This window comes from Streptomyces sp. 8K308, assembly GCF_004348315.1.
GTDB lineage: Bacteria > Actinomycetota > Actinomycetes > Streptomycetales > Streptomycetaceae > Streptomyces.
This window is the reverse complement of sequence record NZ_SMKC01000224.1, coordinates 1-11,853: the sequence shown is the minus strand read 5'-3', so window position 1 is coordinate 11,853 and position 11,853 is coordinate 1. Positions and strand designations below refer to the sequence as shown.

9 protein-coding genes and 1 pseudogene are annotated in these 11,853 nt (G+C 73.8%); 3 read left to right on the top strand and 7 right to left on the bottom strand.

Features of this window, described 5'->3' with window-relative positions:
• Positions 1-202 precede the first annotated feature (202 nt).
• Positions 203-1,141, top strand: a pseudogene (locus E1265_RS25195) (IS5 family transposase).
• A gap of 13 nt (positions 1,142-1,154) precedes the next feature.
• Here E1265_RS25195 and E1265_RS25190 read toward each other — a convergent pair.
• Positions 1,155-1,556: a RidA family protein gene (locus tag E1265_RS25190; protein ID WP_243741093.1), complete on the bottom strand. Its 402-nt coding sequence runs from the start codon at positions 1,554-1,556 to the stop codon at positions 1,155-1,157.
• Positions 1,557-1,684: 128 nt separating this feature from the next.
• Between E1265_RS25190 and E1265_RS25185 the strand changes: the two genes are divergently transcribed.
• Positions 1,685-2,926: an IS701 family transposase gene (locus tag E1265_RS25185; protein WP_132933298.1), complete on the top strand. Its 1,242-nt coding sequence runs from the start codon at positions 1,685-1,687 to the stop codon at positions 2,924-2,926.
• Positions 2,927-3,061: 135 nt separating this feature from the next.
• On the opposite strand, the gene E1265_RS25180 is transcribed toward E1265_RS25185, so the two are convergent.
• From E1265_RS25180 to fmt, 4 genes are all read right to left on the bottom strand, one after another.
• Positions 3,062-4,051, bottom strand: a complete 990-nt coding sequence (locus E1265_RS25180) for a sugar-binding domain-containing protein (RefSeq protein WP_132933297.1) — start codon at positions 4,049-4,051, stop codon at positions 3,062-3,064.
• A 162-nt stretch (positions 4,052-4,213) separates the two neighbouring features.
• On the bottom strand, positions 4,214-4,897 hold the full coding sequence (gene rpe / locus E1265_RS25175; protein WP_132933296.1) for a ribulose-phosphate 3-epimerase: 684 nt from the start codon (positions 4,895-4,897) through the stop codon (positions 4,214-4,216).
• Positions 4,898-4,962: 65 nt separating this feature from the next.
• Entirely contained in the window at positions 4,963-6,387 is a 1,425-nt protein-coding gene (locus E1265_RS25170; RefSeq protein ID WP_132933295.1) for a transcription antitermination factor NusB, read from the bottom strand.
• A 50-nt stretch (positions 6,388-6,437) separates the two neighbouring features.
• Positions 6,438-7,388, bottom strand: a complete 951-nt coding sequence (gene fmt / locus E1265_RS25165; protein WP_132933294.1) for a methionyl-tRNA formyltransferase — start codon at positions 7,386-7,388, stop codon at positions 6,438-6,440.
• A gap of 249 nt (positions 7,389-7,637) precedes the next feature.
• Here fmt and E1265_RS25160 point away from each other — a divergent pair, with 249 nt between their 5' ends.
• Positions 7,638-8,156, top strand: coding sequence for a hypothetical protein (locus E1265_RS25160; RefSeq protein ID WP_132933293.1), 519 nt, complete (start codon positions 7,638-7,640; stop codon positions 8,154-8,156).
• 24 nt (positions 8,157-8,180) lie between these two features.
• Here the strand turns inward: E1265_RS25160 and E1265_RS25155 are convergent, their stop codons facing one another.
• A complete protein-coding gene (locus tag E1265_RS25155) occupies positions 8,181-10,313 on the bottom strand; it encodes a primosomal protein N' (RefSeq protein ID WP_243741092.1) in 2,133 nt (710 codons plus the stop codon).
• Positions 10,314-10,413: 100 nt separating this feature from the next.
• Positions 10,414-11,622, bottom strand: coding sequence for a methionine adenosyltransferase (gene metK, locus E1265_RS25150; RefSeq protein WP_132933292.1), 1,209 nt, complete (start codon positions 11,620-11,622; stop codon positions 10,414-10,416).
• Positions 11,623-11,853: the final 231 nt, after the last annotated feature.

The following is an 11,853-nucleotide window of genomic DNA, read 5'->3' as shown; positions in this document are numbered from 1 at the left end:
TGCCGGAGCCAACCATGGCGAAGCCTTCAACCCATCATCGATACGGGCATAGAGTGCTGTCGCGAGGGTGTCCACATCTGTCTTCACACGCCGACATTGGACACCCTCGCATCATGCCCGCAGGCCACCCCTTGGACTCATTCATCTAGGGTCTGTCCGGGCGATCAGGTGACGGTGGTCTGATCGGCTCGTTGTTCTGGTCGTGGGGTTCGATCGGGGTGATCTGACGGATGCCGAGTGGGAGCTGGTTGTGCCGTTCTTGCCGGTGAGCAAGGGGCGTTGTGGCCGCTGGCGGGACCATCGGCAGGTGATCGACGGGATTCTGCACCGGGTGCGGACCGGGATGCAGTGGCGTGACCTGCCGGAACGGTATGGACCATGGAAGACGGCCTATGAGCGGCATCGGCGGTGGTCGGCCGACGGCACCTGGGAGCGTCTGCTCCAACAGGTCCAGGCCGCGGCGGATGCCGCCGGGAAGATCGACTGGGACATCGCGGTGGACTCCACCGTCATGCGGGCGCACCAGCACGCGGCCGGAGCCCGCACTGCTCCACCGCCGGCACCGGGCGCCCAAAAAGGGGCCGACAACGGGGAACACCAGGACGAACCACCGTGGCGAGTCTGCACGCCCGGCTGGAGGAGGTGGTGAGGCAGGTGAGGGCCTGGGCCGCTCGCGCGGCGGCTTCACCACCAAGCTCCATCTGGTGCGGAAGGCCGCTGCCGCCCGCTGTCCCTAGTCATCACGCCAGGTCAGCGGGCCGATTGCACCCAGCTGGAACCGATGCTGGAGAAGATCCGGGGCCCCCGGACCGGGCCAGGCAGGCCGCGCAAGAAGCCGGACAGTCTCGCGGCCGATAAGGCATACAGCAACGGCCCGTGCCGCGAGTACCTGAGCAGGCGAGGCATCCGGCACATCATCCCCGAGAAGAGCGACAGCCAGGCCGCCCGCCTGCGCAAGGGCTCGCGCGGCGGACGGCCACCCGCCTTCGACAAGGACCGATACAAGAAGCGCAACACCGTCGGACGGGCCATCAACAAGCTGAAGAAGTCCCGCGCCGTGGCCACGCGGTATGGCAAGCGCGGCTACGTCTTCCTCGGCACCGTCATCGTCGCGGCCATCGTCGTCTGGCTTCGCTCATGACCGGCCAGGGCGTCTATCGTGCGGCGACGGCTTCGATCTCCAGCAGCCACGCCTCGTCGTAGATGCCTGTGATGATGACCGTCAAAGCCGGAGCGTGGTCTGCGAGGATCTCACGCCGGATGGCGGAGTTCTCCTCCCGGTACGCCCTGTCCGACAGGTAGGTGGTCACCTTGACCAGGTCGGACAGCCCCATCCCGTGATGAGCCAGGGCTGCCGCCAGGTTGGCCCACACCTGACGGCACTGTGAGGCGAACCCCTCTGGGAGGGTGCCGTCCGGAGCCACCGGAATCTGCCCGGAGACGTGGACCACGCGTGCAGGAGGGGCGATCTCGTACGAGTGACGGTAACCGCCACCATCGGGAACCATCGGGCCAGGAGTAATCATGCGCGGATCGTTACAGCGCCGCAGATCCACAGCAACCGAGATAACCGACCCGGCATCCGCATCACATCAACCGACACTCTTGATCGCCCGGACAGGGCCTAGTAGTGCTTCGTTAGGTTGATTTGATCGTGTGCTGGGCGGTGGTGCATGCTGCCGTTGTGGATCTTGGGGAGGTCGAGCGTCTTCGCGGGGATCTGGCCGAGTTCGTCGCCGAGGCGTTCGCCTCGCTGAAGCGCAAGGACCAGCGGCGGTGGGGCGACTGCTACCTGCGTGGGCTGATGCTGGACGGGCGGCGCAAGTCGATCCAGCCGATGGCCGAGCGGCTGCCGGACGGCAACATGCAGGCGTTGCAGCAGTTCGTCAGCCAGTCGACGTGGGAGCACGCGCCGGTGCTGCGGGCCATCGCGGCGAAGGTGACCCAGGCGGTGGGCCCGGAAGCGTGGGTGATCGACGACACCTCCTTCCCCAAGGCCGGGGACCAGTCGGTCGGGGCGGCGAGGCAGTGGTGCGGGGCGTTGGGCAAGAAGTCGCTGTGCCAGGTGGGGGTGAGTCTGCACGCGGTCACCGACGCGGCCTCGGTCCCGCTGAACTGGCGGCTGTTCCTGCCCGCCGAGTGGGCCGATCCGGCCGACGGGCGCCGCGCGCGGGCCGGGGTGCCCGAGGATGTGGGGCACCGGGAGAAGTGGCGCCTCGCCCTGGACGCGATCGACCAGACGCGGGGATGGGGCCTTGCCGGCCGGATCGTGGTGGCGGACGCGGGATACGGGCAGATGCACGCCTTCCGCGCTGGGCTGGCCGAACGCGGCCTGGACTACATGACCGCCGTCCGACCGGACACCACTGCCCACCCCGGCGACGCCGTCCCGACCATCCCTGAGCGTCAGGGGCGGATGGGCGCCCCCAGGCTGCCCCGCTACCGCGATCCGGCCCGGTCGTTGAAGGACTTGGTGGTGACGGCCGGGCGGCGCCGGCTGCGGCGGTGCACCTGGCGGCAGGGCAGCAAGGGGGCGATGACCAGCCGGTTCATGGTCATGGAAGTCCGCCCGGCCGGTGTCGCGGCGAGGAAGGCCGCCCTGGACCGGGCCGGTGGACGCAGCCGGTGGGACGGTGTCCTGCCCGCCGAGACACTGATCGCCGAATGGCCGCCCCACACCGACGAGCCCACCGACTACTGGCTGACGAGCCTGCCCCCGGACACTGCACTGCGGCACCTGGTCCGCATGGCGAAGATCCGCTGGCGGATCGAGCACGACTACCGCGAACTCAAGCACGGACTGGGCCTGGACCACTTCGAGGGCCGCACCTGGCGCGGCTGGCACCACCACGTCACCCTCGTCACCGCCGCCCATGCCTTCCTCACCCTCCGCCGCCTGAACCCAAAAGCCCCAGCGCCGGCCTGACCTTCTACCAAGTCCTCCACGCCATACAGGACCTCCTGCTGTGCTGGACCGGCGCATGCCCCACCCGCCACCAAGACTTACCGGCCCCGCCCAGAACAGACCGACCCCCACCCGACACAACCTAACGAAGCACTACTAGGCGAACTCGTCCGGATCGGCACGCTCCAGGGCCGGACGCCTGCCGGGCGGCTGGGCAAGCAGCCGGTCCGCCGCGGTGGTGTCCGTGACCAGGCTCGTCACCAGGCCGGACCGCAGCACCGCGCCGATCGCGTCCGCCTTGCGGCGGCCGCCCGCGATGGCGACCACCTCGGGGATCCGGCGCAGCCGCTCGGCCTCCACCGTGATGCACCGCTCCCCCAGGTCCCGGCCGACCCGACGACCGTCGGACGCGAAGAGGTGCGCCGACATCTCGGCCGCCACCCCGAGCGAGGAGTAGTGCTCCCGCTCCTCCTTGTCCAGCATGTCGTGGACGGTCGAGATCCCCGGCTCCCAGGAGCCGATGGAGACCGCCGCGATCGTCACCTTGTCGAAGTACTCGAAGGCCGCCGCGATCCCGGGCTGGCCGCGCAGCGCCAACGCCGTGGCCGAGTCGGGCAGCAGCATCGGCGCGTAGATCGGGTGCGCGTCGCCGCCGGAGACCGCGGCCGCCCGCCGCACCGCCTCCACCGAGCCGCGCTCGGCCGCGCCCGCGTGGTAGACGCCGGTCAGCTGCACCACCGTGCACGGCGGCAACTCCCGCAGCGCCTGCGCCATGTGGATCGTCGAACGCCCCCACGCGAGGCCGAGCACGTCCCCCTCGGCCACCAGCTCCCCGAGCAACTCGGCAGCCACCTCGCCCAGATGCTCCGGGTCCGGCGAGTCCTCCGCGTCGTCGGACGGCGACTCGGCGACCACCACGTGCCGCAGCCCGTACCTGGCCCGCAGCGCGTCCGACCGCTCCGCGTCGAGCTCGGCGGGCACCCGGATCTCGATGCGCACCAGGTCGTGCTCCACGGCCGACTCCAGCACCCGAGCGACCTTGAAGCGGCTGACCCCGAACTCGTCGGCGATCTGGATCTTGGACTTGCCTTCCAGATAGAAGCGGCGTGCCATCGCCGCCGCCTGCATCAGTTCGGCGGGCCCCATCCTTGTGGCTGCCCTCCCGGTCGGCACCGCACTCACCTCACTGTCCTGATGTCCGTCCCCGTCCCCGGTCACCTCTGGAGGTTCATCCTCGCAGATCCACGGGCCCCGTAATCGCCCCTCGGAGCCAGCGGTACCCCCGAGAACCGGATGGACGGCCGGTGTTCACCCGGACGTGGTGTGCGACGCCGGGCGTGCGGCGCGCTCGGCCTGCTCACGCAGCGCGGCGACCGCGGCCGCCGGGTCGTCGGCGCCGTAGACGGCGGATCCGGCGACGAAGACGTCGGCTCCGGCCTCCGCGCAGCGCTCGATCGTGGCCGTCGAGACGCCGCCGTCCACCTGGAGCCAGAGCGACAGGCCGTGCCGCTCGATCAGCTTCCTGGTGCGGCGGATCTTGGGCAGCGTGACGTCGAGGAACGCCTGGCCGCCGAAGCCCGGCTCCACGGTCATCACCAGCACCATGTCGAGCTCGGGCAGCAGGTCCTCGTAGGGCTCGATGGGGGTGGCGGGCCTGAGCGCCATCGAGGCGCGCGCGCCCTTGGCCCTGATCTCCCTGGCAAGCCTGACCGGAGCGGCCGCCGCCTCCACATGGAAGGTGACCGAGCCGGCCCCCGCGTCCACGTAGGCGGGGGCCCAGCGGTCCGGGTCCTCGATCATCAGATGGCAGTCGAGCGGGATGTCGGTCGCCTTGCGCAGGGACTCGACGACGGGCACACCGAGCGTCAGGTTGGGCACGAAGTGGTTGTCCATCACGTCGACATGGAGCCAGTCGGCGCCCTCAACGGCCCTGGCCTCGTCGGCCAGCCGGGCGAAGTCAGCGGACAGGATGCTCGGATTGATCTGTGCCATGGGGCCCAGTATTCAACATGCCGACCGGCCGCCTTCGACCGGTCGGCCGGCGCGCCCCTGGCCGCCTAGGACGTGCGGCGCAGCAGCGCCAGGTACATGGCGTCGGTGCCGTGCCGGTGCGGCCAGAGCTGGATGTCGGGACCCTCGCCGAGCTCAGGGACGCCGGGCAGCAGCGGGCGCGCGTCGATCCGCTCCACCATCGTCCCGCCCTCCCTGGCCAGCGACTTGAGCACGTCGGCGACCACCAGGCGGGTTTCGGCCAGATGCGGCGAGCAGGTCGCGTAGCCGACCACCCCGCCGGGCCGGACGGCGGTCAATGCGCCACGCAGCAGGTCGCGTTGGAGCGCGACGAGGCCGTCCAGATCCTCCGGGCGGCGGCGCCAGCGCGCCTCGGGGCGGCGGCGCAGGGCGCCGAGCCCGGTGCAGGGCACGTCGATCAGGACCCGGTCGAAGGAGCCGGGACGCCAGGCCGGACGGGTGCCGTCCGCGACCACCACCTGGTAGGAGCCCGGGTTGCCGTCCAGCGCGCGGGCCACCAGGCGGGCCCGGTGCGGCTGCCGCTCGGCGGCGACCAGGGCCGCGCCTCGCTCGGCCGCCAGGGCGCCGAGCAGCGCCGCCTTGCCGCCGGGCCCGGCGCAGCCGTCGAGCCAGCGCCGGTCGGGGCCGGTCAGTGGCGCGTTGGCCAGCGCCATGGCGACCAGCTGGCTGCCCTCGTCCTGGACGCCGGCCCGGCCCTCGCGCACCGCCTCCACCGCACCAGGCTCGCCGCCCTCGACGAGTCGCACCGCGTACGGGGACCAGCGGCCGGCCTCGGCGCCCGGCTCGGCCCGCAGCTCGTCCACGGTGGAGCGGCCTGGGCGGGCCGCCAGGGTGACGCTCGGGCGCTCGTTGTCAGCGGCCAGCAGCTGCTCGATGCCGGTCCGGTCGCCGCCGAGCGCGTCCCACAGGGCCGAGACCACCCAGCGGGGATGGGCGTGCGCCAGGGCCAGATGCGCCTCCGGGTCCTCGTCGTACGGCGGGGCCACCCGTTCGAGCCAGCCGTCGAGGTCGTGGGCGGCGACCCGGCGCAGTACCGCGTTGACGAACTTGGCGCGGCCGTCGCCGAGCACGCAGCGGGCCAGCTCGACGGTCGCGCTGACGGCGGCGTGGCTGGGGATGCGGGTGCCGAGCAGTTGGTGTGCGCCGAGCGAGAGCACGTCGAGGACGGGCGGGTCGACGTCGCGCAGCGGCCGGTCGACGCAGGCGGCGAGCACCGCGTCGTAGGTGCCCTGGCGGCGCAGGGTGCCGTACACCAGCTCGGTGGCGAGGGCGGCGTCCCTGGCGTCGAACTCGCCCGACTCCTTGGCCCTGGCCAGCAGCGGCGGGAGCACCAGGTTGGCGTAGGCGCCGCGCTCGCCGACGGCGCGCAGCGCGTCGAAGGCCAGGATCCGCACCGGATCCCTCCGGGGTCGGCGGTAGGTCCTTGCGGGTCGGCGCTGCCGGGTGTTCACGGGACGGGGTGCTCCGGATGTCGATGACGGGATGGCGGGCGGGCTCCAGCCTACGGCTGCGGCGCGCCGGGCGACTCGAGCCGCTCGCCGGCGGCCACCCGGACGCCCCTGGCCCAGTCTGCGGCGCGCATCGGCTTCCTGCCCTGCGGCTGGACCCAGACCAGCTCGACCGCGTGCGAGCCGGTGCCGACGTGGACCGCGTGCTTCTCGGCGGCCAGCTCCCCAGGCGCCAGGTCGTCCCGGTCCGGCACCCGGGTCACCTGACGGAGCTTCAGCCGCTCGCCGCGGAACACCGTCCAGGCGCCGGGCGCCGGGGTGCAGGCGCGCACCTGGCGGTGCACGCGCAGCGCGGGGGCCGACCAGTCGACGGCCGCGTCCTCGACAGTGATCTTGGGGGCGAGGCTGACGCCCTCGGCAGGCTGTGGTTCGGCGCGCAGCGTGCCGTCCTCGATGCCGTCCATGGTGTGGGCGAGCAGCCCGGCGCCGGCGAAGGCGAGCCGGGTGAGCAGGTCGCCGCTGGTGTCCTCGGGGCGGATCGCCTCGGTGAGCACCCCGTAGACGGGCCCGGAGTCGAGGCCCTCCTCGATCTGGAAGGTGCAGGCGCCGGTGATCTCGTCGCCGGCGAGCACCGCGTGCTGGACGGGGGCGGCGCCGCGCCAGGCCGGCAGCAGGGAGAAGTGCAGGTTCACCCAGCCGTGCCGTGGGATGTCGAGGGCGGCCCTGGGCAGCAGGGCGCCGTAGGCGACGACGGGGCAGCAGTCCGGGGCGATCTCGCGCAGCCGGTCGAGGAAGTCGGGCTCCCGGGGACGGCGCGGGCGCAGGATCTCGATGCCGGCTTCGGCGGCGCGCTCGGCGACCGGGCTCGGGACCAGCCGCCGGCCCCGGCCGGCCGGGGCGTCGGGGCGGGTCACGACGGCGACGACCTCGTGCCGGTCAGAGGCGAGCAGAGCGTCGAGGGCCGGGACGGCCACCTCGGGAGTGCCGGCGAAGACGAGCCTCATCGTGCGTGTACGACCTCTCCGTTGCTGTCCGCTGCGGCGCCGGCCGTCGTGGCTGGCCGGGCCCCGACGAGTCTATGTTCCGCGGTGACACGTTTCTTCCCGGGCTCGGAAGTGGGTGCGTGATGCACGGGGTTGACGATGCTCGCCGGCAGCGTGACTCCGGCGCGGGGTGGCGCGTTGTCAAGGGAGATTGACCGCACGGGCCGTGTACCGGTCCGTTTCCTTGACGCCGGTTCGAGAGGCTTGTTCATGGCCGACCACGCCACCCCTGACGCTCAGGCACGGGCCAGCCTGCATCTGCTGGTGCGGGACATCGAGCGGGTCCGCCGCCAGGTGGACGCGCTGCGTACGCTCACCGCGCAGCTGGGCAACGTATACCGACCGCGACGCACCGGTCCCTCGGCCGGGTTCGTCGTCTACGGCCGAGCGCCCGCCCCCACGGTCCGGTTGGCCCAGGAACTCCGGGACAGCGTGGAGGCCCTGGTGACGGCCGCGGTGGACTTCGACCGCTCGCTCGGCTTCTCCTGGGACGCGGTGGGCTCGGCCCTCGGCGTCACCAAGCAGGCGGTGCACCGCCGTTACGGCGCCCGGCGGGCCGGGGCGAGCGCCGGCGCGCAGCCGCAGGCCACCCGGGACCCGGCGCGTCCCGAGGGGCCGCTGGCGCCCGGAGTGCCGCAGGCCCGCCCCGTGCCTGGCCGGCCGGCGCAGCCGGTGGCGGGCGGTTCCGAGACCAGGAGCGGCGCCTTCCCCGGGCAGCGCAGCGGCTGACCCGGCGGTAACGGCTCCGGCCGGTCAGCCGATGTCGACCGGATCGACGCACACCCGCGCCGGGGCCCCCTCGCGGCGGGCGAGCCGGGCGGCCTGCGCGGTCTTGAGGGCGGCGGCGAGGGCGGCGCCGCTGCCCGGCGGCACCCGGACCAGCGCCCGCTGCCACTGCTCGCCGGGCGGCGGGTCTCCGGGGCGCCGGGGGCGGCCAGCCTCGATGACCGGCATCGGCACGGGCCCGAGCACCTCCGCCTCCGCGGGCAGCCGCGCGGTGTCGAGAAGACCCTCGACCGCCTCGGGCGGGCCGCTGACGGCGGCCATCCGGGAGACCGGCGGGAAGCCGAGGAAAGCTCGGTCGGCCAGCTCGCGCCGCGCGTTGCCCGCCGGGTCCCAGCGCACCAGGGCCTGCACGGGCCGCAGGGTGGCCTCGGCGAGCACCACTACGGTGCCGCCGTCGGCCTGCGGGCGCACCAGGGCCGCCGCATTGAGCCAGTGGCGCAGGGCCTCCTCGCCGGCCCGCAGGTCGGGGCGGCCGAGCAGCACCCAGCCGTCGAGCAGCAGGGCCGCCGCGTAGCCGGGGCCCTGGGCCACGGGCTCGGCCCCCGGGGTGCTCACCACGAGCGCCGGCCGGTCCGAAACGGTGTCCAGGACGTGGTCGCGGCCCGAGGTGCGCACGGGCACGGCGGGAAAGGACCTGCCGAGCTCCTCGGCGGTGCGGCGGGCACCGATGACGGTGGCCCGCAGCCGGCTCTCCCCGCACTCGGCGCAGGCCCAGCCGGGGGCCTCGGTGCCGCACCAGCCGCAGCTCAGGGGCCGGTCGGGGCCTGCGGCCGCGAGCGGGCCCTGGCAGCGGGCGCAGCGGGCCGGGGCGCGGCAGCGGGCGCAGGCGAGCCTGGGGGCGTAGCCGCGGCGCGGCACCTGGATCAGCACCGGACCGCGGGCCAGGCCGTCCCGCAGGGCCTCCCACGCGAGGCTGGGGAGCCGGGCCGAGTGGGCCGCCGGGTCGCGGGCCGCGTCGTCGTCGCCGACGGTGCGGACCAGCGGCGCGGCGGCGCGGACCTCGGGGCGGTCGGCGGCGAGCGGTCGCGCCCAGCCGGTCTCCACGAGCTGGGCGGCCTCCACGGTCTGCCCATGCCCGCCGAGCAGCGCGGCGGCGCCCTCCTGGACGGCCCGCAGCACAAGCACCTCGCGGGCGTGCGGCTGGGGCGCGCGGTCGTCGTGGTGCGACGAGTCCCCGTCGTCCCAGATAGCGACGAGGCCGAGGTCGCGGACGGGGGCGAACATGGCGGCGCGGGTGCCGACGACGCAGCGCACCGAGCCGCGGTTGAGCGCGAGCCAGCGCCGGTACCGGATCTCGGGCCCCGCGTCCGCGGTGAGCAGCACGTGCCGGTCGGCGCCCACGAGCTCGGTCAGCGCGGCGTCGACGCGGGCGGCCGCCCGGCCGTCGGGCAGCACGGCGAGGGCGCCGCGCCCGGCGGCGAGCGCGGTGGCCAGGGCACGGGCCAGCTCGTCGGGCCAGTGCGGGCCGGGCAGCGCGGTCCACACGGCCCGGGGCGCGTCGCCGGCGGCCAGCGCCTGGAGGAAGGCGGGGCCCTGGGGGTAGCGGGCCCAGCCGCCGGGTGCGGGTGGGCGCGGCGGCGCGGCGGGCGGCGGTGAGGGCTCGCGCTCCGCCCTGGCCATCCGGGGCGGCACGGCGAGCTGGACGACGTCGGCCAGGGCCCCGGCGTAGCGGTCGGCGACCGAGCGGCAGAGCCGGAGCAGCTCGGGGGTGAGCACCGGCTCGGTGGAGAGGACCTGGGCCAGCGGGGCGAGCACGCCGGGGAAGTCGCTCTCGGCGCGCCGCTCGACCACGAAGCCGTTGATCAGGCGGCCGCCCTCGCGACGGCCCTCGCGCTGGCCGGCGCCGAAGCGGACCCGGACCCGGACGCCCGGCCTGGCCTCCGCGTCCATGGCGGCGGGGACGGCGTAGTCGAAGAAGCGGTCGAGGTGCACCAGGCCCTTGTCCACCAGGACCCGGGCGACGGGCAGCCGCTCGGCGAGCGGCGCGTCCCGCCAGGTGCGCGGGGGGGTGCGCTTGCGGGCCGCGCCGCGCAGCAGGGCCAGCTGCTCGCCGGCCGGACCCTGGCGGCCCTGCTCCCTCCGGGGGCCCTTCTCACTCACGGTGCCCAGTACAGCAGATCCCTCGGACATCCGACGGCGGCCGGTGACCGGCGCCTGATGCCCGAGGGATCGATGATGGTCGAACCCGGGGGATCCGGGATCAGACCCCGGCGGCGGCGCGCAGCGCCTCGACGCGGTCCGCGCGCTCCCAGGTGAAGTCTGGGAGCTCACGGCCGAAGTGGCCGTAGGCCGCGGTCTGGGCGTAGATGGGCCGGAGCAGGTCGAGGTCGCGGATGATGGCGGCCGGGCGGAGGTCGAAGACCTCGGTGATGGCCTGCTCGATGCGCTCGACGGGGGCGGTCGCGGTGCCGAAGGTCTCCACGAACAGGCCGACCGGCTCGGCCTTGCCGATGGCGTAGGCGACCTGCACCTCGCAGCGGGTCGCCAGGCCGGCGGCCACCACGTTCTTCGCGACCCAGCGCATGGCGTAGGCCGCCGAGCGGTCCACCTTGGACGGGTCCTTGCCGGAGAACGCGCCGCCGCCGTGCCGGGCCATGCCGCCGTAGGTGTCGATGATGATCTTCCGGCCGGTCAGGCCCGCGTCGCCCATGGGGCCGCCGATCTCGAACCGCCCGGTCGGGTTGACCAGCAGTCGGTACCCCTCGGTGTCCAGCTTGATCCCGTCGGTCAGCAGGGCCTTGAGCTCGGGCTCGACCACGAACTCCTGGATGTCGGGGGCGAGCAGCGAGTCCAGGTCGATGTCCGAGGCGTGCTGCGAGGAGACCACGACGGTGTCGAGGCGGACCGCCTTGTCGCCGTCGTACTCGATGGTGACCTGGGTCTTGCCGTCCGGCCGCAGGTAGGGGATGGTCCCGTTCTTCCGGACCTCGGAGAGCCGGTGGGAGAGCCGGTGGGCCAGCCGGATCGGCAGCGGCATCAGCTCGGGCGTCTCGTCGCAGGCGTAGCCGAACATCAGCCCCTGGTCGCCGGCGCCCTGCCGGTCGAGCTCGTCGTCCACGCCCTCGACTCGGGCCTCGTAGGCGGAGTCCACGCCCTGCGCGATGTCGGGCGACTGCGCGCCGATGGACACCGAGACGCCGCAGGAGGCGCCGTCGAACCCCTTCTTGGAGGAGTCGTAGCCGATGCCCAGGATGGTGTTGCGCACCAGCGAGGCGATGTCGGCGTAGGCCGCGGTGGTGACCTCCCCGGCCACGTGCACCAGACCCGTGGTGATCATGGTCTCCACGGCCACCCGCGAGGTCGGGTCCTCGGCGAGCAGGGCATCGAGGACGGTGTCGCTGATCTGGTCGGCGATCTTGTCGGGGTGACCCTCGGTCACGGACTCCGAGGTGAACAGACGGCGGGACACATCGCTCCCTGGGGTTGCAGCGGCTGCTGACTGATCTGTGTCGGCCACCCACGAAAGCGAAATGGCCGGCGCCAATCCTAGCCGGCCGGGGGCCGGCGTGGGCCGAAGACTCGGCCACGACGGCGGCGATCTCCGGCCCACCCACCCTAGCTCGCCGGACCGGTTCACCGGGAGAGCGGACCGCTCTTCGAGACGCGCCCCTCCAGCGCCCCCCTAGCGCCCCCCTAACCG

Excerpts from the sequence above, each read along its gene's own strand:
- E1265_RS25180 (WP_132933297.1), bottom strand. The coding sequence starts at position 4,051 with ATGGGGCCCGCCGAACTGATGCAGGCGGCGGCGATGGCACGCCGCTTC.
- rpe (WP_132933296.1), bottom strand. The coding sequence starts at position 4,897 with ATGGCACAGATCAATCCGAGCATCCTGTCCGCTGACTTCGCCCGGCTG.
- fmt (WP_132933294.1), bottom strand. The coding sequence starts at position 7,388 with ATGAGGCTCGTCTTCGCCGGCACTCCCGAGGTGGCCGTCCCGGCCCTC.
- E1265_RS25160 (WP_132933293.1), top strand. The coding sequence starts at position 7,638 with ATGGCCGACCACGCCACCCCTGACGCTCAGGCACGGGCCAGCCTGCAT.